This is a genomic window from Pedobacter sp. AW31-3R, assembly GCF_052180285.1.
Lineage (GTDB): Bacteria > Bacteroidota > Bacteroidia > Sphingobacteriales > Sphingobacteriaceae > Pedobacter.
In genome coordinates this window covers 2,795,955-2,822,608 of the sequence record NZ_CP197475.1, presented here as the reverse complement: position 1 = coordinate 2,822,608, position 26,654 = coordinate 2,795,955, and the positions used below count along the sequence as shown (strand labels likewise).

Sequence of the window (26,654 nt, the reverse complement as noted above, 5' to 3'; positions counted from 1 at the left end):
AGATTTACAGCTAATGTGCGTCATGCGGCGTAATATATTTGAGTATGGTAGATAGGATGAGGCCGAAGAGTACAAAACAGATAAAAATGATATATCCAGGTTGCAGGGCGGTATTGTTGGTGGTAATGACAGTGAGTAAGTCACTCTTGATGTTCAGGCTCTTCAGCTGACTTTCCAGCAATCCGTTCAGGCCGATATACACCATCAGAATGGCGATCACGATCACATCAGCCATACTCCATTTGCCCGACCGGAAGGCAAAAAATCTGATAAAGCGGTTTTCTGCGATCTTCTTATTCCCCAGCAGATGAATACCCGTTGAGGCCAGTTTCATCACCGGAAAGGCTACGCTGAACATAAAAATCAGGGCACCGACTAAAATAGAATCAATAGCAGGCTGTTTAAGCAATACCCGCACCACATCCATGATACTTTTACTCTGGAAGAAAAGCACCTGGTTTTCGAAAACGACATGTTCCCCCAGCAGCATAAAATCAAAAGATTCAATGCGTGCATCCACTTCAATCATAGAAGCCAGGAGTCCGACAACCAATAAAATGAAGGCAAACAATAACGACATGATAAACAATGTGCCATGGAGGTCTTTCTTTTCCCTCATCACCCACCACAGGACAAGCACCAAGGCAATGCAGCCCATCATGATAAAAGAATGGGTATACGTTTCAGCTTTGATGCTGGATAAGCGTTTGGTGAGGATCTGGTTCAGTTGTTCAGTAGATGAAGCTTTGTACCTTTTGAATACTTTCTGTGTTTCTGCCTGGGTAACCGCCATTGCACTGTCTACATAATCGCTATGCTGCAGATCGTCAAACTTCGCCATCGCAAGTTTGCTCATTTTCTTTTTATTGGCAGGATTGTCAATTTTCACCATTACCTGATCTGCAAATCCGGGAACTTTCTCCTTTATCTTATCTGTTTTGACAAAAGTTTTGATCACAAACTTCTTGACCTTTCCGTCGAGTGTCTTTTTCTCTTTATTGACCAATGCTTCTGCCTTATCGATCAGCGCCAGCATGACCTGCTGCACTTCCATACGCAATTGCTTTTTTTGTTGTGGGGTCAGTTCAAAGTTGCGTACCTGGTGATGCACAATGCCTGAGACCTTATCCCGCCACTGATCTACTGAAAATAAACCAAAAGTAATGTTATTTACATTGGAATAATCTGTCTTGATCTCATGTTGTTCTTTGGAAAGCTGCTGAAGCCGATAAGCGGAATAGCCTTCCAGGCATAACATGATGCCAAGACCGAATATCAATACAAGTCTGGAGACGGTTAATTTTTTCACGCTTATATTTGGATAGTTGAGGGTTTATTTTGTCATACAACCGCTGCAGCCTGAAAAATGTTTGTGAATTGCTAAATATTTAGAAAAGCGGGTGTAAACGTTGTGTGATTCCAGTTGTTGTTCCCCGCTGTTTAGGCCTATTGCTGAAGCCAGGAGAAGTTAATTTTGTGGTTCGGCCTATTGTTCAGTGATCTTTCTTATCCAGTACAAATTGCTCTGGACATGTAAAAAGCCTGGAATCGTCATTCCAGGCTTTTTACATGTCCTTATACAAAGGACCTTATGGCTTATTTACAGATGAGCCTTATTCTCAGAGCTGCACCCATTAAGATTTGGGTATAGGCCGGACACAGTATTTAGACCAGTCCATCCCTGTTTTACTTTTGGATACCGATCCCATAAAATTAGAAATGGTATTGAATGAATTCCATTTATACCATTTTGTATAGATATCGGCAGCTTCAGACAATCCATCAACAAGCTGTAAGCGGTAGCTGAACTTAGCAGTCCTTGTGCTTTCTCCGCTATACAGAAAATCATTGTTTGTGATCACTGCAATCACCACCCCATTCGCAGGGGCAGCTGTCAGATTCAACACACATTCACCCTGAGATACATATTGGCTATATACTGCATTATCCGTGGTGGAACGGTAAACCAACTGACAGGTCATATGCTGACCAATAGGCTGAAAATTAACCTTTACCTGTGTAGCCCCATCCTCTACAACCAAGGGAATCTGGTTGGCACCAGACCAGCCGGGAAGAGTCAGGGTATCCGGCCTGAGCACACCATTGTTGTTTGTTGTACTGACATAGGGTGTAGCAATCCAGGGGTTAACATTGTGCGAATAGGGTTGCCATTCTTCTTCAATGGAAGTTCCAAAATTATTATCGATCAGTGCGGTGTACGCAGCACTCCATTCCCCCATGTCAACCGTTGCCTGCTTCGCGCGGTATTCAGTGATCAACCTTCGCGTCTCGTTTTCACCAATACCTTCTGAAAGCCCTTCCAGCACCCTGTCTTCAGCATATCTCCATAACCATGGCACAGCTTTATTTCCTAAAACAAGTCCCAGGAATGTAGGGAAAACGCTGCTGTATTGCTTCCCTCCCAGTAACCTGCGCCAGGTGCAAATCTGTTGATTTCCGTTGAACATATTCACCCCTTCTGCGGAGGGTCCTCCGAAACTGCCATCAAGCAACCAGCCGGAGTAACATTCAATGGGAATAAAGGGGGCAATCGCATCACCTGCACCTAACCAACCCAGTGTACTGTAATCCTGGCTCCTCGCAGCATCGGCAGTCTGCTGAAACCAGACATTTCCACCTTCATGGAACCATGCTGCGTTTCTCAGGCCCTGATAATCGGCCAGCAATGCATGAATCCCCTCATGGATCATGGCTGAACGCTGGGCAGCGGCATCCGGATAAGGACAGGCAGGATCGAATGAATATACGGGATAATAAGATGCCAGAACAATGGGCCAGTTCTGTCCCTGGTAGTTTACCGCACTTTGCCAGCCACCCAGCGCCGTATTGGGCGCATTATCTGTACATAAACCAGAACCGAAAAGATAGATCGAGCTATAATATCCATTCCGGGCACGTAAATCCATTGGCCAGCCCATGGTTTCGCGAAAATAGGTAAACTCGGAATCGAAATAATCCAGCATCGGACGAATGGCCGCCTCAGTAACGAGGGAGTTGGCATTTGGCCCCCATCTGAAACACCACCAATCGCCGGTGAGCGTACCGGCTACATTTGAACAATCATTGAGCACCTGAGTAGGTGGCTCCAATGCGGGGTATTCGCTGGAGAAATCATAACTGATACCAGGAGAATAAACAGGCCATGATAAAGGATCCCCAACAGCAGTCAGATTTGCGACAGTGGCCGGAGCTTCATTCATGCCTAGTTTTTTGCAGCCACCAAGTGACAAACAGAGTATTGCACTTACAATTGTAATCGATAACCTTCTTTTCATAATTGTAGTTTTAAGTGAAAAAATGATCTCCGCGGCGAGAAATTTAGATAGCTATATCATAGGCAAGCTTGTTATATCAAATATAAAAAACACACAGGTTCCTAATATACAGCATATTAGCAAAATAGAGCAGGATATTATCCTAATGAGCAAACCAATACATAGGCTAAAGAAAACCTGATTACACCTAGCGCACTGACTGTTGATCAGCATGCTAATTTAGCATCCTGTCTAAAAATTAAGTTTAACAGGGCTTCAAATAGCCCCGGTATCAGATAAAAGAAACAGCTTATTTTCTCCTGCGACAGAACCTTCTGCTGAGGGAAAATAACAAACCCATTCCGGAAGCAGAAATGGAAATCATCTTCTTCGGGAATGGGCGCTATTATCTTGCAAAAATGGAAAACTTATTTCGCGGTCTCTTCAGGCAGCAATTCAAAAGTGATCATATTCTTGCCCGACAGGTACTTTCCTGCCGCTTCTTTGAGTGATGCCAGTGTTAACTGCTCCAGGTCCTTTTTTGCATTCAGCACAGCTAAAATATTCTCGCCATCCTGTACTTGGCCGGCAAGATATCTGCTCCAGAAACTATTATCCAGCAGTGTTGTTTCCTGAGATTTCTCGTAGGCGGCTTTAAACTTCAGCAAATCATCTGCATCGGGCCCATCTTCAGCCAAAGTCTTCATGTCTTTCTCTACCATTGCAACCAGATGGTTTACGTTTTTAGGGGCACAACCGAAATTGATCATGTAAGCATAGCGGCTGTCAGGCAATTTATGGTAAGCTGATTGCACTCCCGGGCTGTATACTTCGCTCTCCTGTTCACGCAGGTGCTGTATGATCCTGACCTCCAGAATTTCTCCCAAAGCTTTTATGGCCAGGTTATTCAGCGCAGTGTACTGATAATCATCATGCAGCATGATCCGCACACTGGCCTTATCTTCAGTCCCCTTATAAATCTTTTTTACCAGTACCCCACGCGGCGCATGGATATCCAGGTTTCTGGTGATGTTCTTTCTAGGTGTGGAAGGCAATGACCCAAGATATTGCTCCAGTAGAGGCGTAATGGCATCAACATTAAAATCCCCTACAAAGACAAAGGTAAAGCCGGAAGCATCTGCAAACCTTTCCCTGTAAATATCAAACATGCGTTTCATGCTGATTTGATTTAACCTTTTCGCTGTCATGGGTGCGAAACGATAGTTATAATTTCCTGTGATGTATCCAATACTGTCATTGAATACCGAGTTAGGATCTACGCCCTGAGTTTTCAGATTTTCCAGCAACTGGTTGCGTTGTTTATTAAAGATAATGGAATCCTGCCGCGGCATGGTCATTTGCAGCCAGCTGAGCTGCAGGGCTGTTTCAAGATCCGCATAAGATCCGCCGCCAGTAACTATAGAGGCGTCCAGGGTCATCCCTACGGCCGATCCCGCCTGCTTCCCCATGGTGGTTCTGGCTAACTGTTGAGGATCAAGATTTCCTGCCCCCATACTATTGACCATTTGCGAAACCAGGGAAGCCGCGTCATAGTCACTGTTGTCATATAATGCGGTGCCACCCGGACAAAATCCATTATAGGTCACCTAGTCTTTTTTAAAGGTTGTGGGCTTCAGGATCACTGTTAATCCATTGCTCAACCTCAGTGTGGTTACATTCAGGGCGGCCGTGAGCTCCTTTTTAACCACTTTACCAGCCTGCGGTTTGATGGCCAATAAAATACCGGCTTTGGTATCATCCGTAAAAGCAGGGATTTTTTCCCCTTTCACTTCGTCTATCCATTGGTGGATATGCTGCGCAGTGAGCAGACTGGCCTTATCTTTCTCTGGTCCTGCGACAATGATATCCACATCTTTGGATGACAAATACTTATTGAGCACAGCGCTGATTTCCTTTAAAGTAATAGCCGGCATATTCGCTTTCCTGAACTGATATTCCCAGGGAATGCCAGGAGCCGTCTCCCCATTCAGGAACATGTTTTGATATTGCTTAACATATACTTTAGAGGGAATTTGATGCTGTTGCTTATACCCTTCCTCCAAAGAACTCAGCATCATCTTCTTTACATTTTCCAGCTCTTCCGCTGTAAAGCCGAAGCGTTTGATGCGCTCCAGTGAGCGAAAGGCCTGCTTAAATCCCTCTTTCAGCTGTCCAGCTTTCGGAACAACTGCCAGATCAAGAAGATTAACCTTGCCAAATAAACTTGTCACACCGACATTGCTATTGATGAATAAAGGGTTGTTTTCTTTGCTGGCTTCAGCAGATTTGCGGTTGGCCAGCAGTTGTGTAAGTAAGTCAATTTTCATTGCCTCAAGGTAAGTTGCTTCTGTATTCACCACCGAAGCAGGCCGTTTAAACATCATCTCTATGCTTGTAAGGGGCACTTCCTTATCTGTAACCAGCACAAATTGTTCCTTACCGGTCAGTGGTACAGTATAAGTCAGCCGCGGGCGAGCGGGCTTTGGATTTTTAAGATCGCTGAACTGCAGTTTGATCAGCTGTTCCACCTCATTTACATCCACATCCCCTACAACGATAAGCGCCTGCAAATCCGGACGGTACCAGTCGTGATAAAAACGTCTTAATGCTGCTGGTTTAAAGGTCGTCAGGACTTCGTCTTTTCCAATGGGCAGCCTGTTTGCAAAACGGGAATGGTTGAGCAAAACCGGCAGTGTTTGGCGTGACATTCTGTCCCGCGCACCTTTCCCCAGCCGCTCTTCTTCCAGGATCACCCCACGCTCTTTCTCTATTTCGAGAGAGTCCAGTATCGCCTCCTGTGCCCAGTCGCGCATGATCATCAATCCATTTTTCAGGAGCGAGGGATCATTTGTCGGGATGGGCAGCTGATATACGGTTTCATCAAAACTGGTGACCGCATTCAGGTCAGCCCCAAACCTCACACCAGCCTTCTGCAGATAATCTACCAGTTCATTTTTCGGAAAATGTTTGGTGCCGTTGAAATTCATGTGTTCAACAAAATGCGCCAGGCCCTGCTGGTCATCATCTTCCAGAACCGAGCCTACTTTACAGGCCAGATACAATTCCACGCGGTTTTTTGTCTGCTCATTTCTTCTGATATAATAGGTAAATCCGTTGGCCAGTTTACCTGTTCGCAGTTCAGGGTCTGACGGTAATAATTTTGCAGAAGCTGTTTTTTTGATTTGCCCGAAGGCCGGGCGTGTTATTCCGGTATAAACCGAAAATAACAAGCCCGTTGCAATCATTATATGTTGCTTTTTCATTAGATTATAATTGATTTTTATCGGTGATGAAGCGATCATAAGCGTTTTCATTGCTGTTTGTAAGCGGTAGGCTTATGATGGTTTCATTAGTAAATATTTGTTTTTTATCGGTGATGAAGCGATCATAAGCATTTTTCATTAGCTCTTATTGTTCTTTATTTGTATTCAAGAACTCGCAAGCTCGGTTTTCATTGCTGTTTTTAAGCGGTAGGCTTATGATCGCTTCATTCGTAAGTATTTGTTTTTTGCACCGATTTTGTTGCACCGCTGATTTTGTTTATCAATAGAATACCCTATGATTTTTCATTCTGAATCACCGAGATGATATGTTCCACTTCTCTGGTCAGGTTCACGAGGTCACCGTTGTAACCGTCGGACACCCAGCGGATTTTCCCATTGCCATCGATCACTACTTTCTGAGGAATGCCATTGAGGTGAAGCAGTTTAGCGTAATCAGAGTAGGTCATTCCTATGCGTTTAACTGAAGGATCATATTCATCGAACAGCACATTGAAATCATATTTCTTCGCCTTGATAAAGTCGGCTGCCAGTTGTTTATAGTCCTCGCTCTCTTCCAGTGTGGCAATGAAATAGAACTGTACATCCTGGTTTGCTTTATAATGGGTAACCAGCGTTTGCATCCCTGGCATTGCAGCTTTGCAGGGAAAGCACCAGCTCGCCCAGAAATCAAGCACAACGATTTTGCCTTTTTGTGCACTCAGGTCAATACTTTCGCCTTTCAGGTTTTTAAGGTTAAACATCGGAGCCGGGATATTTACCATGGACTTTTCTAATTTAGTGTACATCTGCGTCAGCTTTTCTGCTGGCTCCAGTGCATGGAAATACTCATCATATCCACTTTCAGTACCTTTCTTTTTTACATAATAGGCTTTGAAAAGTTTTAGCATTGCCGGACTTACGGCATCAGCCTTGATTGCACTGATTATATATTGCTCCGCCTCCTCATATTTTTTATTATGATCAAGAAGGTTCACATACAAGGTATTAAAATCAATATTTCTATCCCCGATGTAAGGTTTTACCATATTGGCAAACTTCAATGAATTGGTAAAATCACCTGCCTGGTACAAGAGTGCGGCATGGTAACTCAACTGGACTTTGTTTTGCATAATGACCAGTCGCTTCCACTCCAGAGGGCTGTAAAAACCGCGGCCCGACAGCGAAGGATCTGAACTTACCGAACGCCTGAGCATTTCGGCAATAATCCCGTTGGAATAATCCATCTGTTGTTTTACCGTAATAAATGGAGTGGTAGAGCGCATTGGATACTCCACCACCTTTAGATAGTAATAATTCAATAGCTCGTAAGGTGCAGTTTTAAGCAAATTGCTGATCGTCACTGCGTCTTTGTTCTGCGATGCGAAGTTCATAGCCCCTGTATAACCCTTCATGTAGAAAAGTGGATCGTTGAGACTAAGATCCGTATAATCCGTTGTTGGATATTTGTCAAACGGATACTGTTTGACAAAGGCATTTAACCTGGTCATGAGCATTGCCGGATCGCCAACCATAAATACACTGTCCAGCTGCACAAAACGGTGTCGAAGGCCTGAAGGATATTTCGCCAGTACCAGGGCTTTAACGGAATCTGCGAGGGCCGTATTCCGCAGTACTGTACGGAAAGTCCGTTCCACCCTGATCATTTCAGGTTCGGTCAGCCCATTCAGCTGCAGTAAATCTCTGCCATCCCGAAGGATCATTGAATCTGCTTTTGCGGGAGGGACATAGCTTTTGATGCCCCTGGCCATATCAAAAAACATATTTCTTCTCACTTCGATATTGCCATATTCCTTCGCGATCCAAAGTGACACCAGTGTGCGGGGTTCAATTTCAGCGGACGAGGAGACCATAGGCAGCAGCATATAGTTGGCCTGTTTGGTTCGGAAAAGGCCCCATTCTGCCAGTCCGCCAGGCATCATTTTCTTCGGGTCTTTCTGGTGCAGGATCACCGCATACGGAAATCTTCCGCCAGCATCTACGGTATCACCTACCCAAAATCTGTAGCTCAGTAAAGCTGTTCCCTCAGGAACTTTGTAGTTCGCCACATAGCCCGTATCAGTTTTCGCCATGCTGAGGTCATGACCTTCCCATTTGTAATTTTTGAACAGGTATACCACACCCGAAACTTTGGCATGGACATCCTCCGGCCGGTAAGTAACTTTCATCTCCTGCCCCTCGCTAATGGTCGAGGGCTGATAACTGAATCGTTGTGGAGCAGCAGGCTGTTGTGGAGCCGTTTGTGGAACATTCGTCATTTGTGCGGTGCTGCTCAGGCCGTAAAAAATTAGGCCAGCAATTCCCGCCATCCTGGTAAACAGGTTGTTTTTGAAACTTTTCATGATGTGTTTTTTTACACCGGACTAATAGCCCGGATTTTGAGTAAGGAATGGATTAAGTACAACTTGTGCATTAGGTACCGGAAACAGTGCGGCAGTTGTTTTCCAGTTTGGTTTGGAGCCAAGGACAACATCCACGGTCTGCGTTCTTTTCAGATCGAACCATCGGTGTCCCCATTCACAGGCCAGTTCCAAGCGCCTTTCCGTCAGAATGGCATTCAGGAGATCCGTCTGCGTTGCAGCCGTCGTATGCGCTAAACCTGCACGGCTACGAATGACATTCAGGTCGTCAGCGGCACCGGTAAGATTGCCTTGTTCCGCCCTTGCTTCAGCTCTGATCAGGTATTGTTCTGCCAGGCGCAAAACCGAATAGGCTTCACGCGGGCTGGTATTATTATCCCGTACCAGCTTGTATTTGTAAGGATAAGTATAGGTATTTGCACCAATGGTAACAGATCTGAACCAGGAAGTTTTGCGCTGATCATCTGTTTCATATGCAGTATTCAAACTGGCAGTCAGGATAAAAGAAGGCACCAGCGTTGGCGCAGCGGGAATAAAAGTCTGCCCTTCGGTAGTTTCCACCCCGGGGGCGGCAGGTGTCATTTGCCAGATCTGTTCCTGGTTGTTGGTGAGAAATACATTGTTCAGCACAGGCTCCAATCTGTAGCCTGCGGTAATAACCGTTGTTGCCGCCGCTTCAGCGGCCGCCCATTCCTGCTGATATAAATTTACACGGGCCAACATGGCATTCACTGCGAACCGGTTTACCCTGTTTTTTGTAATCGCAGCACGGTCGGCATTGAGTAACTGCAGGGCATCCGTCAGATCGGCCATCACCTGCGTAGTCATTACTGCCCTGTCGGCTCTTGGCAAACGCGAAGTGATCGTGTAATCTGTTGTCAGGGGCAATGGTGCTGTGCCGTACAGATTCATCAGGTAGAAGAAATAGAATGCCCGGAGGAATTTCGCTTCACCGGTAATACGGTTTTTAACCGTGATAGGGAGTGTAGTACTGGCTGCAGCACCCTCTATCACCGCATTCGTTTCATAAATGTAAGTGTAGATATTATTCCAATAGGTGAGGTTATTTGCATTTGTGCCATTGATATTGTTTGCAAAAAACTCCTTGTAGTTCGCCACGTTGCTGGAATTGTCCAGCTCATCAGCTGACAGCCCGCAGAGCATTGTGGTCATGCTGTTGGCAAAGGAACTTGTAAATCCGTTCCCCATCATATTGATATAGATACCGTTGATCGCGGCAGTTGCATTTACACTATCGATAAAAATCTGATCAGAGGTAATCGAATTTGTCGGTGCAGGTATCTCAATAAATTTCCGGCAGGAAGTACTCAGCAACAGGATAGTGGCTACGACCAGTGCACAAAATATAGTAAATGTAGATTTATGCTTCATCATCTTAAAAATTAAAGTCCAGGCCGAAAGAAAGGTTTCTGAGCGGCGGAACTGCGTAGAAAATTTGGGTTTCAGGATCATTCCCCTTGTAATTGGTAATGGTCAGCAGGTTTTGTGCATTTACATACGCCCGGAAGCCATTCACATGCAATTTCTCCAGGAATGTAGGTTTAAAATTGTAAGCCAGGGAAACCGTTTTCAACCTGATGTACGATGCATCCGTCAATACGGCATCGGATAGTTTATAATACACAAACGCATTGGTGGCAGCGGTACCAAAAGACTGGGTGGTCAGGCGCTGATACCTCGCGTCATCCCCGGCTTCTGTCCAGGTATCCAATGCATCTACAGGTACATTGTTCATATAACCCGTAGGGTTATTCTGTTCCTTCATATAGTTATAGCCCTTCTGCTTTCTGAACTCGAGAAATACATCCAGCTGAAATCCTTTGTAATCAAAGGTATTCCTGAAGCCACCATACAATTTAGGGTCCTGTGTGCCTATATTGAACAGGTTATCGCGATTAACCGCCTGCGGAGCTGAGGTGATCTCCCCTTTTGCCGTTTCAAACTGATAGATTCCCGTGGTTGGGTTAATTCCTGCATACTTATACCCCCTGATCAGGCTCACCGGCTGGCCAACCATCAGGTAGTTGGCATAGGGCGTTGATTCTATCCCAGGAAAAGCCAGTAGTTTATTTTTGGGAATTGAAATGTTCAAGGCACTTTTCCAGCTGAGTCCTTTGCCTTTGAGCACATTACCCGATAAGGCAAACTCCCATCCGGTGTTTTGAACCACTGCCGGAAAATTCTGAATTACCGTCGGAAAACCGGATTGCATGGGCAACTGGTATCCAATCAGCTGGTCGCTGCTCCTGTTGCGGTACCAGGATCCTGTTAAATACATCCGGTCCCTAAGGAACGAAAGTTCAAGTCCGGCTTCCAGTTTCCTGGTCGTGCTCCAGCTAAAATCGGGATTAGCCAGATTCTTAGGGATATAGCCCAGCTGTCCGTTGTACAGGTAACCTGCTCCTACCTGCGACCAGTTTGAAGAATATTGATAGTTGCCTACATTGTCACTTCCGGTAGATCCATAACTTCCCCTCAGCTTCGCAAAGCTGACATAATCCAGGAGCTGCCTGAAAAATTTCTCCTCAGAAATCACCCATCCTGCACCAACAGAACCGAATTTACCCCATTGTTTATCAGGCGCAAACTTACTCGAACCATCCATCCTGCCATTTAAGCTGAGGAGATAACGGCTGTCATAATTATAGGTTACCCTTGCAAAACCTGCATTGTATTTATAGGGATTATTGGAATCCTGCACCGTGATCGTTCCCGCGGAAGAAATAGAGTTCAGCAACAGGTCGTTAGAGAAATTTGTGGCTGCAACACTGACATTCGCAGTATTCTGCTGCTGGAGAGTTCCGCCCAGCAGAAAACCCAGTCTGTTCCTGCCAAACTGTTTATCGTAGCTCAGCTGTGGTTCAATGCTCCAGGCAAATGTATTGCTTACACTTTTATTGGCCCCGGATTGCGGGCTTACCATAGGATTCTGCGCCCCTTTGGGGTTTATTGAATATTCATTGGTATTGAAGTTGTTATAACCGAGATTCGTTTTGAATTTTAGTCCCGGCAGGATTTCATAGCCCAGCAGCATACTGGTATTGAAACTTGCAGAGGCCAGGCGGTTTTTCAGCTGCTGATACGCCAAAGGGTTCATTCCACTGTTGATATAGCTGAACAGGTTTACCCCGTTGATGTCCCATCTCAGGCTTCCGTCAGCATTTCTCAGCTCCGGAAAATTGGGTGCAAGTGTATAGCTGTTCACGGTTGAAGGTGATCCGGGCGCATTATTTACGCTGAAGGTGTAACCTGCGGATACGTCAATACTAAACTTTCTGTTCAGTGAATTGTGGTGCAGCCTCATCGTTCCGTCTATCCTGTTGGTAGAGAAGTCGCCAGGAAAAAGGTAAGACTGGCGACTATAGTTCGTGCCCACATAATAGGTATTCAGAAAATCGCCTCCGGACATCGCCACACTTGCATTCTGAGTAGCCGAGCTTTTACCAAAGAATTCATTCAGGTAATTTGAGTAGCGATTTTGGTCAAACACGAGCAAATCAGGAGCAAAGCCGGGGGTACCAGGATTGTTGTTGGCGGTAAAGCCATCATTGCGGAGTGCATCCTGACGCATTTGCAGGTACTGCGCTGTGTTGAGCAATGGCATACTGCGGGAAATGGTATTGATGCTGTTAAAAATCCTTGCGGTGACCTGTGTTTTCCCCATCTTGCCCTGCTTGGTGGTAATTAAGATCACCCCATTGGCTCCGCGGGCACCATAAATTGAAGTCGCGTCCGCATCTTTCAGTACTTCTATACTTTCAATATTTGCCGGATCAATATTGTCGAAAGGACTGATCCCCTCTCCAGGCTGGCCGGTACCTGTGCGGTCATTTACCGTCTGCACACGGTTAATCGCTGTATTTTGGGGTGCAAAAGGAATGCCATCAATGATAAACAAAGGCATGTCTGGCACCCTGGACCCCACCACAGAGCCCAATGTATTCTGTCCCCTGATCTGGATTTTGAAAGCTGCACCCGGGATACCACTTCCGGTAGTCACCAGCAATCCCGGTACCCTGCCCTCCAGCGCGGCAAGCGGATTGATTACCATTTGTGACGACAACTCCTCACTGCTTATCCTCGAGGTAGATCCAACACTGGTACGCTGGGTTGTTGTCCCATAGGCGATAACCTGTACCTCATCCAGCTTAGAAGTGGAAACAACAAGGTTAATATTACCCAGAACAGCCTTAGTGACGGTTACTTCTTTTTGTTCATAACCCATCATAGAAATAACGAGTACTGATCCTTCTTCCACATTTTTCAGCGTAAAAAAACCATTATTGTTACTCGTTGTTCCTTTATTCGTCCCTTTGACCTTCACATATACTCCTCCGAGTGGTACAAAGTTGGAGTCTACAATGCTTCCGCTCACCTCCATGGCGGTAAAAAAAGACCTGATTTTTTCGAAAGTTGTGGGGATCTTGATTTTGACCAGTACCGCTTTATCTTTGATCTGGTACTCCAGTGGTTGAAATTCAAAAATTCGGCTGAGTACCACTGCAAGGTCGGCATTCTTCACCTGGATATTTACAGGACGGGCATTCTTCAGAATACTGGCGGTAACCATGAAATCATATCCGCTTTGTGTACGTATTTTTTCAAATACAGTCTCAATAGCCGCATTTTTCTCATTCAGCGTGATCTTTTGGGCAAGCGTTGCGGCACTTACCTGCATCATACAGCAAAAGAACAGCAGCATATTGAGCTTCATCATTAACAATAGTTTAGCGGCGCGGCCGGGCGGCTGCGCAAATTTTTTTAGGTAAAATTTGTACATTTGTTTTGGCTTTGTTATTTGCAGTTCCTTTCATTGTCGAGATGGGCAGGGACTGCAGGGTTAGTTGATAATTTAGATTATTGAGATGACTCAGCTGATTCAGGGGTCCGATTGCTGTCGGGTCTCTGAATTTTTCAGTATCACCAATCGGTATTTATTTATACACGGTGACCCTCCTTCCTGATAATTTAAAGTGAACAGATTTTGAATATTCCAGCATGCCCAGCACCTGGCTGATATCTTTGTACCGGGAGATGGTTCCGCTGAATTTCTCTGCTGGTACGGCTCCTTCAAAAGTGACTTCAATATTGTACCAGCGGGAGATTTTACGCATTACGGCATGTATATCTTCCTGACGGAACCTGAAGTACCCCTGCTGCCAGGCTATGCTTTCCTCCATATCGGCGGGACCAACTTCCAGGCGCTGTGCTGCAGGCAGTACCAGTGCCTGTTCGCCAGGTTTAAGGATAGCCTGATGCCCTGCTGCTTTCAACCGTATACTGCCTGTTAACAGGGTGGTCTTCACCGCCTGCTCATTTTCATACGCATTGACGTTGAAATGTGTACCTAAAACTTCTATGTTTTGAGCGGCTGTTTTTACGATGAAAGGTTTATCCTTATCATGTGCAACTTCAAAATAAGCCTGTCCGGTCATGGTTACCGCGCGTTGTTTTCCACTGAAAACCACCGGGAAGCTGATAGACGAGGAAGCATCCAGCGTGATATTGGTTCCATCCGCCAGCCTGAGTTGAAATTGTCCGCCTGCCGGCGTGGTGATCGTATTGTAAACGACCTGATCATGATGCAATCCTTTTTCAGGTTCATAAACGACTTTCCCGGAATCGGTTTTACTGATCGTGGTATGGTCTTCAGAAGCCAGTTTGCCACTCCTATCATTGGACAAGGCAATCTGTTTTCCATTTCCTAAGGTTAAAATCGCTTTATTGGTTCCTGGTCTGATATCCTTTGCACGGGCTATGGTAGTGATAGACGGGATCTCCCGGAAGCTAAGGTAGGCTATGGACATCCCCAGCAGCAGGATGGCTGCCGCTGACCACCAGTAGTACCGTATGGGAATGACTTTTTTGAGGATAGGAATTCCGGCACGTCTGCGTGTGCCCTGCCACAGTACCTCCGCAAGATGCTCGAAGTTATCCTTGTCATTCAATTTCCTAATTGTAGCTTCATGGGCATACCAGCTTTCAATCAACCGCTGTTCTCCAGGGCTTGCGGTCTGATCCAGGTATTTTTGCAGCAGCCGGTCTGCGTCTTGTTGATTCATGTGAACGAACTTTAAAGGTCAATTAAAGCTAAAGCACATGAAAAGCCGCCAGGGGGTATCAGGATTTAAAAAAAATACAATAATAATTTAACAATATACCTTTCTGTCAGATTCGGCAGGTGGCAGTTTTGCATCTTAACGCAGCACCGCAAGGAGAACCATTGCAGCCCCTCCTGATTCTTTCAGGTTGTGCCGCAATATTCTGAGTGATTTATTGATCTGTTTTTTAACCGTTTCGGCCGACGTTCCAAGTTGCGCTGCAATCTCTTTATTGGAAAGATTCTGTTTACGGCTCATCTCAAAAACCTGGCGCATTCTGGGGGGAAGTGCTTCAATTTCCTTCTCTATCTGTCTTTGTAAATCCCTTTCGTCCAGGTATTGGAGGGTAGCATCGCTGCTGTTTTCCGCAAAGCTGGCCAGCGACTGAAGGTAATCATTGCGGAACTTACGGTTGCGGATTGCATTTAACACATCATGCCTGGCACTGATATACAGATAACCTCCAAGATTTTTCTGCTCAGGAATCTGAGCAGCTTTTATCCAGAGATTGCTGAAGAGTTCCTGCAAAACATCCTTGGCTTCCTCTTCATTCTGCAGCATTTTATAGATATGGCTATACATTAACCTCCAGTAGCGGTTGTAGATTTCAGTAAAGGAAAAGTGATCGCCGGTTCTTAGAAGATCGATCAGCTGGGCATCAGTAAGTGAACCATATGAAGTCATTGTCCCTTAAAGTTAGAAATAATTGGTGCATTTCTACAAAAAAAGCAGATTTACCCGCATTAAATGTATATATCTCCATGAATTTAATCAACACCACCCCTCTTTCTTAAAAAACTAAACTCTTTCCTAATTAAATTAAGCCCATGTGGATAAAAACTGCCCAGTATCCAACAGGAAATGGCAGATTTAACGGAAAACTTGCATCCTATAAAACCAAAAGTTCAGCCGGATTGTTCTGATCACAAACCAAATCTCTGCCAGATGAAAAAATACACTTATTTTCTTTTGTCCCTGTTACTGCTTTCCTGCACACAGGAGAAGAAGAAGTCCTCTTCCGAATCCAACTTAAAAGTTGAAGGAATTACCCTTGCTGACACTACAGTAAAGTCTGATACGGTACTGCAAAACACCGCTCCCGAATCCATTCCAGCGATAAAAAAACAATATGAACTCATTTACAAGAAATTGCAAAGCAAATTACTGGATTCATCTGTAGCTACCTATAATTGCCATGAAGAGAAAAAAGGAACGATCACCTATTATACTGACCAGGGCAAAATAGTCACCATTAAACATGTGTATAGTGAATACGATCACTTCTCCGCTACTGATACCTATTTTTTATCCAATGACACGCTGTTTTTCGCACATCTTCAGCAAACAACATGGTCATTCGTATCAGGAAAAGCAAGCGAGGGAAGCACCCTTGATCACATCACCGAACGACGGGTTTATCTGGCTGGGGGAAAAGCGCTGCGCTGCCTGGAAAAAAAATATGAGAAACGATCTGATCAGTCAGCTCAGCCGCGACCGGAGCAGATACAAAGCAGGGAAATTAATTATGGGTCAGTTCAAGCGCTCATGAAGGATTTCTCCAGACTACGGGCCTTCAGAAATAAGTCAGGCGAGGATTGTCTGGAGAAATAAGCATGAAGAACGGTGGAAAGATGGGCGCTTTGAATGGAGGATTGATCAATGATCAACTATTCAAAGAAGTCCACTTTTCCATTATCTACATCATACAAGGCCCCCAGGATTTTAATCGCATTTTGTTCTTCTAACTCCTGTACAATCTGGCTTTCTTTTCTGATACGGTCAATCGTTAATTTTACATTTAGCTCAGACACGTTATTTACAAATGATGCATTTGAACCATTTCTATCGACCAGCGTAACTTGTTCACTTTCTATTGCTGGCATTACCTTTTCCAGTAGTCCTGTCAGGTTCCCCATTTTTACATTATTACAGGCACCAACTATAGCCCCACATTTGGTATGCCCCAATACCACTATAATTTTGGTCCCTACTACTTTGGTTGCAAATTCCATACTTCCCAAAATATCATCATTCAACACATTGCCGGCAATCCGGATGCTGAAGATATCACCAAGTCCCTGGTCGAAAATCAATTCTGCGGACGTACGGCTATCCATACAACTTAAAATCGTAGCAAATGGAAACTGACCTGCAGAGGTCTCATTCACTTGCTGTAAAAGGTTACGGTTTGCTTTTAAATTATTTACAAATCTCTCGTTTCCTTCTTTCAGGATTTCAAGTGCCAGGTCAGGCGTTAAACTACTTTGTGTTTCTTTTGAATGTGTACGCATACTTAATTGTTATCGATGTTTAAAAATATATAACGAATTTGAAGCTTCTACCTGTGATACCTCGGTCTCCTAGGGCTTGGTCAACAATTATTTGATCAACCGGATCAAATCTTCATTCCCTTCCTTCAAATATATTGCCACAAACGTCAGCGGCTTATCTGCTGACAGGTTATCAAAATGGAGTATATTTTTATTTTTCGGTTCGTAAAAGGCATCACCTTCACTTAAAATCACCTTTTCCTCTCCTTCTATCTGAAAAAGAACCTTACCGGATTTTAAATACCCGACAACCGGACAAGGATGCAGGTGTTTAGGCGCAACCTGTCCTGCTGTCATCGTAATTTCTTTTATATCAGCGCTGGCTACCTGCTGATGGAGATCTGCTTGGAGAAGATCTTTTCTGGAAATTTGTTTCTGCTGTGCGAGGGTAACTGTGCAACTGAATATGGCCATTGCCCCGAGGAGTATACATCTTTTCATCACTGTATTATTTCAAATAAAAATACGCATCCCAATTCATAATTCGTATAGGCAGGGCTAAAAGAGATATGGGATCCTGCCATGAGTTTTATTGAACCGGGGCAAACAATTTATCTGCCCCGGTTCAGCTTTAATTCTTCTTTGCGTATTCAATCATCGCACTAAGTTCCTCTACTGCGGCATCCTCCCCACCGGAGAAGCCGGCAGCACTGAAACGAATATGGCCTTGTTTGTCGATGATATACTTTTGTGGAATCCCTTTAAAGCCGAACATTGCTGCAGATTGGTTTTTTGTTCCGCCAGCCTCTTTAGGGTCAATGTAAAGGTCAAAAGTATATTTGTTATCATTCAAATATTTCCTGGCATCCTGAAGTGGGGTATTGGAAGTTTCCCAGGTATGTATGAACAGAAATTTTACCTCAGGGTCATCCTTATATTTGTCAACGGCCAGCTGCATGGCAGGAAATGACTTTTTACAGGGGCCGCACCAGGTAGCCCAGAAATCTAGCACAATAGTTTTACCCTTGAAATCCGCAAGCGAAACCGTCTTACCTTTCTCATCCTGCAAGATAAATGCAGGTGCCGGGCTGTTCAGCACTTTCTTCAAATACTCCTGCTGTACCTGCTGCCTGATTTCCTCACTGATTGCCGAAACATACGCATTGGCATCCTCAGCAGGATGGAGTCGGGCATAACTTTGGACCAGCCTTTTTTTAAGCGCAGGATTCCCCTGTCCGCTCTTTACAACTTTGTCCAGGATTGGAAAGGCCAACTGGTCGTTTCCTGCATCCTGTTGCAATTCCGCATAAGCAATTACTACCTCCTGGTCATTCTCCTGTGCCTTATAGGCACGTCCCAGGTACTCCAGGGCTTCTTTCATTTTCCCATTCTTTTTTGCAATCATCCCATAGGTATATTCCATTCGCCAGTATGCGAAACGGCCTGAAAGATCAGCAGTGGTGTCTGTTAAGATATACTGATGCCTTTTCAAGGCCCTTTTCAAAAAAGGCAGCGCCAATTTGGGGTCAACTGCAGCCACCGTCTCCCCTGTATAATAAGCCGAGGTCAGGTTCTGCTTTTTGTTTTCAATCAATTCTGCATATTTGATGGCTTTCTCTGGCTGACTTCCATTCTTTGCCATCATATAAGACAATGCGAAATACGGTCCGTCAAGGCTCTCGTCTGGAAATTTTTGCTTAAAGGTTTCCAGCATCCCTTCGAGTTTGCTGATGTCCTGCTGGGCAAACATCGAGTTGGTAAAGTCTTTAGCCAGGCCTGTAGCTTTCACTGCTGGTGCTACAGATTGCGCACGAGTTGAGAGGGATAATCCTGCGAGGCAAAAAGACAGCATCGCGATATAGATGGGTGTTCTCATGTGGTTATTTATATATTTTTGAAAATCCAATGATTTATTAATTTACTATTTATCAGCAACATAGAATATTTACCTAAACCTGTAGGTCACGCTTGCAATTTTCCCAAACCCTGTGTAGGACTCCCGCTTTACAATCTGGGCATTGAGTGCCGGCACAGTAAAAAGTTCCATTGTGCCTGAAGTCTCCAGATTATCCTCCGCATAGGAGCAAACGATAAGCTGTTTCGTAATGGCCTGGTAGCGCGGATCGGTAATGAAGATTCGGGGTTCAAATTTAATCAGGCTGATCTTTTTGTTGCCATAATCCACCATTTCCTTGTTGGTTTTGGTGATAAAATCATACTCATACAGCTTTCCGCCAACATTATAAAAGATATAGCCAAAATCGTCGCTCACTTCAAAATGATCCGCCTTGTCCATCATCGATCCGGTCAGTTCAGAGAAGTAAATCTGCCTGCTCACTGTGAAGCGTGCCAGGAATACTTTATCATCCGTTTTGTTTTTGAGGATCGCAAAGTAACCACCCCCGGAATAAGAACTATGCCTGATAAACAGCAGATCTTTGTTGATGGGATTTGGGAACAGTGACACATCTGCCATTTTCACACAGGGCGCACCTGCATAAGACCATAGGAACTCAGATTTATCTTCGTCAAAAACAATACAATCATTTGTAGTGGTGTTGAGGGCGGCTTTACCGGATGCCCTGAAAGGCGTTGAACTGCCTTGCAGGACATTTATTTTTTTGAAGTTGATGTTGGAAAAACCCTGAGCACTATAGTAAACATTATTAGCGGCAGTTGACATTGCCCCATAAATCAATGAATACTGAAAGGTTACTCCAGGAACCCGGAGACTATTCCCGGAAGGCATCAGCACATCCAGATCGGCCACACTACTGTAATTCAGCGTATTGGTTCCCAGCGTTGCAGCGGTTCCTGCGGTACCTACGACAATGCGGTCCTGTGCACTTTGATCCACATCCACCCCTAAGAAATACCCTGGATACATAAATTTTACGAAATTTGGCTTTCCCTGTAATTTAAGGGGCGACTCCATTTCAGCAAGCACATCCGTCAGATGGGTATACGTACTGTCGGCAAGAGAGAAGCTCAGCATATCCAGCCGGCTGCTCTGTCCCGACGTCTCGGATAGCACAAACCAGCCCTGGTATACCCGGTTGGATATCAAAAGATTAAACGGATATTGCTTCCACACTCCTGAACGCTTATCAGTGATCCTGAAAGCTGCACTATACAGCCCCAATGCAGTTGGCAGCTTCCCCCTGAAGGTTGTTCCTGTCCCCATTACTGTTGGCTTCCCTGCATTTAAGTTTTTCTGTCCGATCAAAAGCCATTCATAGTTATAATTCGAGGTATCAGCCTGTGTATCGTTGGCATAGGTAATCTCAGGTTTGATCACCAGGCTATCCCCGGGAAATACGGTATAAGCCTGGTCCAGATTGCTGACCATGGCCTCTGCCACCTCCTTGTAATCATAATTGCCCGGATCTTTCTTGCAGGAGAAGAGGCTGGCCACCATCACTATGGCCAATACCACTTTGTATATGTTTAATGATTTCATTTTCTATTTCAATTACGTTTAATTCATTACAGGTAATAAGGACCAACTTTCATCTCTGAGCCGTCAGTTTCCAGGACGGGTGTTCCGGCAGCCTTCATCCTGTTCAGGTAGGCGACTAACCTGTCGGCAAAAAAGCCAGAATAGCCTAATGGCAGGAAGTACAGGATATCATCCTCTGCATACCCCGAAGCGAGCACAGTGGTGGAGAGCTTCTTTTTGGAATAAGTTCCAAAATAATAATCATAACCCCGCAGCTGAGGTGTAGTTACCCAGCCATCTGGTGGCATAGGGATATCACTGAGGTAAAGGTTCATGGTTAGGCCTTTGCGCTTGTCCTCACGAGTCAGAAGCCGGATATCAAATTTGGCACTAGGTCTGATTTCCAGCTTCATGCTCAGCTTGCTGGAAAGCATTCTGCTGCTCCGCAATACTTTTAGCAGTAAAGTATCCGAACTGACCCCTGCAGGAAAAGAGAACTGATTGCCCTTCCATTCATAATCTACACCAGCTGTCGCTGTACTGGAGGGATCAATATAGATCTCATAAGGCGCTGCTGATGTCAACTGACGTCCCATCAACAGAATTGGAACTTTAACAATACTGTCTTTCTTATCGTCAGCCCCAGCGCTGAAATTGATATCTGTGGAATCCAGCGTTGAGGTCTCGGAGATGCCATCAAAATACAGGGCATTTCTATCCCCAAAGTTTTCCAGTCCGTCTTTTTTGCAGGAAAAGATAAAGAGTGGAAGAACGATAGTGAGGATGAGGTATATTATTCTTTTCATCTTGTTTAAATTTTAGGTTTGGGCATTATCTGCTTACAGTTTCTGAAAGTGGGAGCGGCACAACATATTTAGCCGCATTCATAATTACCGTAGAGGTAGTGGTACCACTACTGAGGCTGGCGCGTCCTGTCCTTTTGAAATAGAAGAAAGCCTGTCCTTCACCCCAAAATTCCTTGCGGTATTCCTTATAAAGCTCATTAGGAATATTTGCGCCCGCTGCGAGGTCAGTAAGTCCCCTGTGCTGGCGAACAGTATTTAAATAGCGCAGCTTGTTCTCTGCTACAGGATCACATTCAGCAGCAATGTAATACAACTCTGACAGGCGCAGCATGGGCTGAAAATTTCTGAAGGCAAAAGTCTCCCCCACGTCAGCATATTTCACGAAGACCTTGTAATTCTTACCGCCTGAAGCTCCGGACACCCAGTTTACCCGCAACCTGTAATCATTCTCATTATTCTCATATACCTCGCTGAGCCTGGTGGCCGTTGGTGCAAGTATACGGGGCTCGGTTAAGCCCACATTAAACAGGGAATCCTGCTGCCTGTACATATCATAATTCTGTACCCCCAGTATCACTTCTGAGGAGAACATACGGTCGGGTCCCAGGGAAGAACCGGGGAGCGAAGCACCATCAGGTGACCAGGGAAACCATTTACTCCCCTCTCCAATGACACTTATTGCAGTGGCCAATGCACTTGTACGGTCGCCGCGGTATAACTGGACTCTCGCCTGGATCGCCCTGACCGCATAGTAATTGAACCTGCGGTTTCTCAGCTTGTAAAATAGCTGGGCGGGATCATCCGTATTCAATATGCTTGTTATCCCCCCAGTTCTTACCGGATCGTTCTCCAGCAGGACCTCTGCGCGTTTGAGGTCGGCCATGACACTGTCTACCACTGCCCTTGCAGGCAGCAGGGGCTTTACGGCTGGCGTAGCCATGCTGAGATAAGGTATCGCAATTTTCGTAGAGTCTGTAAGGTAAACCGGACCAAAAAGCCTTAACATATCAAACTGCAGGTAAGCCCGCATGGCATAGGCTTCCCCCAGTAAAATTCGCTTGCGGTCTTCGGCGATAATGGTATTGTCAGTTGCGCTTAATTGCCGGATAAAGCTATTCGCATTCAGGACAGCGGTATACGAGGCACTCCAGATCCCATCCAAATGGGTCTGAAAATCTTGATCCGCATAGTTATAGGTAGCATATTGCAGCCAGTCACTCGTCTGCTCTGCGCGGTAGTATTGTGCCAGGATATCTACAGTCCCCATGCCCATCCGGCGGCCATACAGTGCCGGTTTGGCGATATTGATATATATGCCATTCAATACCCCGTTGATGGTGGCCTCACTGCGAAAAAGCTGATCAGAAAGGAATTTGTCCTCCGGTGTGACCTCAAGAAATTTATTACATGCAGCAAGGCTGGCCATGAGGAGGAAACCGATGATAAATATATATTTTTTCATGCGTATATAATTGTTTTTTAAAGGTGATGAAGCGATCATAAGCGTATTCATTGCTGTTTGTGAGCGGTAAGCGTATGAGGGTTTCATTATTCTATATTTTAATATATTCTGAAAGATTAAAACGTCGCATTCAGTGTAATTGACCCGGTTCGGGTGAAAGGATAATTGGTTCCCCGTTCAAACACCACATTCGAAAGCCTGAAGATCTCGTTGCTGAACAATGATATCCTTAAGCTGCCGAGACCGGCCTTTTTTATCCATGGGCTGGTTCTGGACTGAACATCATAGCCAATTGAAATCGATTCTCCGGTCACCACATTCTCCTCCTGAACAAACCTGGAGGAGATCGGCGTGGTATTGGTCAGTGATATACTCTTAAATTCTGTCACATCACCAGGGTTTGTCCAACGGTCGGACAGGGCACGCCTGTCCTGGTTGACGCTCAGACCTGCAAATGAGATATTCTCCACCTTGGAATAAAGTGCGCTGTTCAGTACCGATCCGCCAAAACGGTAGCGGAAATAGGCGCCGAAAGTCAGGTTCTTCACCCTCAAAGTGGTGTTCAACACCCCCTGCAAAGCCGGCATGGTATTGCCCACTACAGTAATATCAGCAGGGTCATAGTCGAATGTATAACTGCCATCACGTTTGATAAATATCTCTTCCCCCGTACCCGGGTCGATGCCCGCAGAGCGGACTGCCCAGATATCATCCGGACTATTTCCATCGGTATAACGCCTGATTGAATTGCTGTTGAGCTGCGTCTGACTGAGATTGGCCTGGTTGAGACTGGCGAGAGAACTACCAAGACTACCATATCTAGATCTCAGGATACTTCCGTTGATCCCCACTGTCCAGATCACCCTGCTGGAAAGATTATAAATGGGTGAATAGCTAAATGTACCCTCTATCCCCCTGATCTTAAGATTTCCTGTATTGAGCGGATATTGTTTGATCCCATTTGAAGAGGGCAGATCAACTGTAACAATCAATGGTGAGGTATACTTCTCATACACACTTAGCGAAGCCGACAACCTGTTATCAAAAGCGGTCAGGTCGGTACTGATACTGGTCTGAAGCGTTTTCTGCCATTCCAGATCCGGATTACCCAGTCCCCTGGTATAATAGCCCTGGCCGTATACATTGGTATTCTGCTCCAGGTTGTAAACGGTGGCGGAGGCAAAACTTCCAAAGTTCTGGTTTCCTGTAGAACCTATGTTAGCGGTCAGGCGCAAACTGTTGATCCATTTTGCATCGCTGAGGAACGCTTCCCTGTACACGTTCCAGCCTATCCCTGCCGACCAGAAAGGCGAGTATTTTTTTGCAGATCCAAAGGCGGTAGAGCCGTCAATACGGTAACTTGCATCCAGGAAATACTTTGAGTGATAAATATAACTCATGGATGCCAGTGCATTTATTCTTCTCAGGGTAGGCGAAAAGTAAACAGAAGGCTTTGAATTAGGCGCATAACTGTAGGCAAATGCAGGATTACCTTCTACTCCTACAGGAAAGCCTACCGTACTGTTACGGATACTATTGCCGCTATCTTCCTGAACTTCCGCCCTTGCATTCAATGAGATGGCGTGCTTCTCTTTCAAAACCTTGTAATAGCTCATCATTACATTTCCGGTATACCTCATGCTTTCATCGCGTGTATCGGCGTAAGTACCTTTCTGCAAGAGGGGCACGTCATCAAACATGGTATGGAGTGGAGAGATAAAATCTACCGAGTTACCAAACGATTTTGTCAATTGAAAGGCACTGGTCAGCCGCAGTTCATGGCTGATATCCCAGATGAGATTGGTACTGTTCTGGATCGTTGTAGACTTTGAGTAACTTTCAGAATTAAGCTGTGCATCGTAGAGCGGATTCGGAACGTTTTGATAAATTATACCACCACTGCTGCCCACTCCTGTAAATGGTATGGGAATCGACTCCAGGTATTTATTGTAGTTTCCATTTTCATAGTAAGGATTGATACCTGCAATAGTGGAAAAGCTTCCATAATTGGACAGCGTAGATTTGTATCCTCCGATCAGGAGTCTGTTGGAGATATTCAGTTTATTTTTACGGTAATAAAGATCCGCAACCCCTTCCCAATTATCCCTGCCGGATCCCTTCATGACTCCCGGAATCTTCTGGATATTGGCCCCTACGCCATATTGAAACTCCTCTGCCCCACCTTCAGCATAAATGGAATGTTTTTGGGTCACAGCTGTTCTCAATGGTTCATTCAACCAATAGGTATCCACACCTCTTTCCACCTGCCTGCGGCGAATATTATAAAAACTGGCCAGCGTATTGTAAGCTGGATTATCATCTTCTACGGTGTAGCGGCCTGCCAGTCTCTCGAATTCCAGCTTTTCCCTGGCGTTCATCAGGTGATATCCACTCAGGTCTGGTACATCGATACGGAAGTCGGCGGTATAACGCAGGGAAAGTGCACTTGCCTTTGGTTTCACTGTTTCTACCACAATTACTCCATTGGCAGACCTTGCACCATATATAGCCGTAGATGCGGCATCTTTCAATACCGTGATGCTGGCAATCCGGTTAATATCAAGATCGGTGATCTGCCGCAACGATGCTTCAAATCCGTTCAGTATAAACAGCGGTGCATTGGGATCCGTAGCAAAACGGTCAGCAAGCTCGGTCGAGCTGCCCGATCCGGAACCGGGTAAGCTCGTTTTCCCCCTGAGCTCAATCGTAGCCAGGGTATTCGGATCTGAGCCAGTCAGATTGTTCTCGATGACCAGAAAAGATGGATCCAGGGTGCGAAGGCTCTGTATCACGTTCTGGTTACCGACCGACCGAAGCTCTTCTCCGGTAACTGTTTTGCTGGTTCCCGTGAAACTTTCCTTCTTTCTGTTGATGATACCGGTGATCACCACATCCTGCATTAATTTCACGTCAGGTTCCAGCTGGATGGTCAGCTCTGTTTGTTTGGAATTGATTTCCACCTCTTTATCTTTATAGCCGATATAGGAAACGACCAGTACCATTTTATCCGTTACACCGGTAAGCGTGAATTTACCATCGGCAGTGGTGACCAGTTTAAATTTCGTTGCTTTGATTGATACGATTGCACCCGACAGCGGATTCCCTTTTTCATCGAGGACAATCCCGCTGATCGTATTGGCCGCACTAAAACTACTCATGAGCTGGTCAAGGAACTTATTTTCCTTTCTTTCAATGACGATGATCTTGTCTTTAATGGTAAAATCAAGAGGCTGATTTCTGAATACTATAGTCAGGGCATCCTCCAGTTCCACATGCTGCAGGTTTAGGTTGAGCCGGGACTGTGGGTTGATCAGCCTGGAATCAAAAACAAAGTCATAACCGGTCTGGATTCTTATCTTTTCAATAACAGCTTTAATTGAAATATTCTTCTCATGCAAAGAAATTTTCTGGGCGAATCCTGCTGCAGACACCTGCGTCAGGACAGCAATCATCATAATTATGACGAGTTTCATAATTAATAGCAATTTAGGTGGCAGCCACAGCCGTGACATGCCTTGGTTAAAAGCGTATAGTTGCATACTTTTGTAATGGTTTGAGTTGAAGCTTGGTGTACTGGCACTAATAAGTTCTTCCCGGCCTGATTGTATCAGGATAATGGGAAAGGTTAGCTCAAACTCT

General features: G+C 45.2%; 17 protein-coding genes. 1 reads left to right on the top strand and 16 read right to left on the bottom strand.

Features of this window, described 5'->3' with window-relative positions; translation table 11 throughout:
- Window positions 1-10: 10 nt before the first annotated feature.
- The 9 genes from ACSBL2_RS11555 to ACSBL2_RS11515 form a co-directional block, all read right to left on the bottom strand.
- Window positions 11-1,309: a paraquat-inducible protein A gene (locus ACSBL2_RS11555; RefSeq protein ID WP_442591853.1), complete on the bottom strand. Its 1,299-nt coding sequence runs from the start codon at window positions 1,307-1,309 to the stop codon at window positions 11-13.
- A 325-nt stretch (window positions 1,310-1,634) separates the two neighbouring features.
- Window positions 1,635-3,296, bottom strand: coding sequence for a hypothetical protein (locus ACSBL2_RS11550; RefSeq protein ID WP_442591852.1), 1,662 nt, complete (start codon window positions 3,294-3,296; stop codon window positions 1,635-1,637).
- Between the two features lie 407 nt (window positions 3,297-3,703).
- Window positions 3,704-4,882 carry a M16 family metallopeptidase gene (locus tag ACSBL2_RS11545; RefSeq protein WP_442591851.1) on the bottom strand — a complete coding sequence of 393 codons (1,179 nt, stop codon included), beginning with the start codon at window positions 4,880-4,882 and terminating at the stop codon, window positions 3,704-3,706.
- On the bottom strand, window positions 4,883-6,538 hold the full coding sequence (locus tag ACSBL2_RS11540; RefSeq protein ID WP_442591850.1) for a M16 family metallopeptidase: 1,656 nt from the start codon (window positions 6,536-6,538) through the stop codon (window positions 4,883-4,885).
- 293 nt (window positions 6,539-6,831) lie between these two features.
- Complete coding sequence (locus ACSBL2_RS11535) at window positions 6,832-8,898, bottom strand: TlpA family protein disulfide reductase (RefSeq protein WP_442591849.1); 2,067 nt, start codon at window positions 8,896-8,898, stop codon at window positions 6,832-6,834.
- A 21-nt stretch (window positions 8,899-8,919) separates the two neighbouring features.
- Entirely contained in the window at window positions 8,920-10,311 is a 1,392-nt protein-coding gene (locus tag ACSBL2_RS11530) for a RagB/SusD family nutrient uptake outer membrane protein (RefSeq protein ID WP_442591848.1), read from the bottom strand.
- A gap of 1 nt (window position 10,312) precedes the next feature.
- A complete protein-coding gene (locus ACSBL2_RS11525; RefSeq protein WP_442591847.1) occupies window positions 10,313-13,654 on the bottom strand; it encodes a SusC/RagA family TonB-linked outer membrane protein in 3,342 nt (1,113 codons plus the stop codon).
- A 217-nt stretch (window positions 13,655-13,871) separates the two neighbouring features.
- Window positions 13,872-14,999 (bottom strand): FecR family protein, encoded by a 1,128-nt coding sequence (locus ACSBL2_RS11520; RefSeq protein WP_442591846.1) that lies wholly within the window; start codon window positions 14,997-14,999, stop codon window positions 13,872-13,874.
- A 135-nt stretch (window positions 15,000-15,134) separates the two neighbouring features.
- The gene (locus ACSBL2_RS11515; protein WP_442591845.1) at window positions 15,135-15,722 is read right to left on the bottom strand and encodes an RNA polymerase sigma-70 factor; all 588 of its coding nucleotides are present in this window, start codon (window positions 15,720-15,722) and stop codon (window positions 15,135-15,137) included.
- Between the two features lie 261 nt (window positions 15,723-15,983).
- Here ACSBL2_RS11515 and ACSBL2_RS11510 point away from each other — a divergent pair, with 261 nt between their 5' ends.
- Window positions 15,984-16,649: a hypothetical protein gene (locus ACSBL2_RS11510; RefSeq protein ID WP_442591844.1), complete on the top strand. Its 666-nt coding sequence runs from the start codon at window positions 15,984-15,986 to the stop codon at window positions 16,647-16,649.
- A 56-nt stretch (window positions 16,650-16,705) separates the two neighbouring features.
- Here ACSBL2_RS11510 and ACSBL2_RS11505 read toward each other — a convergent pair whose 3' ends face one another.
- From ACSBL2_RS11505 to ACSBL2_RS11475, 7 genes are all read right to left on the bottom strand, one after another.
- Entirely contained in the window at window positions 16,706-17,329 is a 624-nt protein-coding gene (locus ACSBL2_RS11505; RefSeq protein ID WP_442591843.1) for a carbonic anhydrase family protein, read from the bottom strand.
- Between the two features lie 87 nt (window positions 17,330-17,416).
- Window positions 17,417-17,809 carry a cupin domain-containing protein gene (locus ACSBL2_RS11500; protein ID WP_442591842.1) on the bottom strand — a complete coding sequence of 131 codons (393 nt, stop codon included), beginning with the start codon at window positions 17,807-17,809 and terminating at the stop codon, window positions 17,417-17,419.
- Between the two features lie 130 nt (window positions 17,810-17,939).
- Window positions 17,940-19,184: a redoxin domain-containing protein gene (locus ACSBL2_RS11495; RefSeq protein ID WP_442591841.1), complete on the bottom strand. Its 1,245-nt coding sequence runs from the start codon at window positions 19,182-19,184 to the stop codon at window positions 17,940-17,942.
- Window positions 19,185-19,253: 69 nt separating this feature from the next.
- Window positions 19,254-20,768, bottom strand: a complete 1,515-nt coding sequence (locus tag ACSBL2_RS11490; RefSeq protein ID WP_442591840.1) for a PKD-like family lipoprotein — start codon at window positions 20,766-20,768, stop codon at window positions 19,254-19,256.
- A gap of 26 nt (window positions 20,769-20,794) precedes the next feature.
- Window positions 20,795-21,553: a DUF4843 domain-containing protein gene (locus ACSBL2_RS11485; protein WP_442591839.1), complete on the bottom strand. Its 759-nt coding sequence runs from the start codon at window positions 21,551-21,553 to the stop codon at window positions 20,795-20,797.
- A 25-nt stretch (window positions 21,554-21,578) separates the two neighbouring features.
- Window positions 21,579-23,015, bottom strand: a complete 1,437-nt coding sequence (locus ACSBL2_RS11480) for a RagB/SusD family nutrient uptake outer membrane protein (protein ID WP_442591838.1) — start codon at window positions 23,013-23,015, stop codon at window positions 21,579-21,581.
- Between the two features lie 116 nt (window positions 23,016-23,131).
- Window positions 23,132-26,488 (bottom strand): SusC/RagA family TonB-linked outer membrane protein, encoded by a 3,357-nt coding sequence (locus ACSBL2_RS11475; RefSeq protein WP_442591837.1) that lies wholly within the window; start codon window positions 26,486-26,488, stop codon window positions 23,132-23,134.
- Window positions 26,489-26,654 lie beyond the last annotated feature (166 nt).

Coding starts and splice junctions, on each gene's coding strand:
- ACSBL2_RS11490 (WP_442591840.1), bottom strand. CDS start 20,768: ATGAAATCATTAAACATATACAAAGTGGTATTGGCCATAGTGATGGTG.
- ACSBL2_RS11525 (WP_442591847.1), bottom strand. CDS start 13,654: ATGATGAAGCTCAATATGCTGCTGTTCTTTTGCTGTATGATGCAGGTA.
- ACSBL2_RS11480 (WP_442591838.1), bottom strand. CDS start 23,015: ATGAAAAAATATATATTTATCATCGGTTTCCTCCTCATGGCCAGCCTT.
- ACSBL2_RS11550 (WP_442591852.1), bottom strand. CDS start 3,296: ATGAAAAGAAGGTTATCGATTACAATTGTAAGTGCAATACTCTGTTTG.
- ACSBL2_RS11515 (WP_442591845.1), bottom strand. CDS start 15,722: ATGACTTCATATGGTTCACTTACTGATGCCCAGCTGATCGATCTTCTA.
- ACSBL2_RS11520 (WP_442591846.1), bottom strand. CDS start 14,999: ATGAATCAACAAGACGCAGACCGGCTGCTGCAAAAATACCTGGATCAG.
- ACSBL2_RS11530 (WP_442591848.1), bottom strand. CDS start 10,311: ATGATGAAGCATAAATCTACATTTACTATATTTTGTGCACTGGTCGTA.
- ACSBL2_RS11485 (WP_442591839.1), bottom strand. CDS start 21,553: ATGAAAAGAATAATATACCTCATCCTCACTATCGTTCTTCCACTCTTT.
- ACSBL2_RS11500 (WP_442591842.1), bottom strand. CDS start 17,809: ATGAAAAGATGTATACTCCTCGGGGCAATGGCCATATTCAGTTGCACA.
- ACSBL2_RS11535 (WP_442591849.1), bottom strand. CDS start 8,898: ATGAAAAGTTTCAAAAACAACCTGTTTACCAGGATGGCGGGAATTGCT.
- ACSBL2_RS11475 (WP_442591837.1), bottom strand. CDS start 26,488: ATGAAACTCGTCATAATTATGATGATTGCTGTCCTGACGCAGGTGTCT.
- ACSBL2_RS11495 (WP_442591841.1), bottom strand. CDS start 19,184: ATGAGAACACCCATCTATATCGCGATGCTGTCTTTTTGCCTCGCAGGA.
- ACSBL2_RS11510 (WP_442591844.1), top strand. CDS start 15,984: ATGAAAAAATACACTTATTTTCTTTTGTCCCTGTTACTGCTTTCCTGC.
- ACSBL2_RS11540 (WP_442591850.1), bottom strand. CDS start 6,538: ATGAAAAAGCAACATATAATGATTGCAACGGGCTTGTTATTTTCGGTT.
- ACSBL2_RS11505 (WP_442591843.1), bottom strand. CDS start 17,329: ATGCGTACACATTCAAAAGAAACACAAAGTAGTTTAACGCCTGACCTG.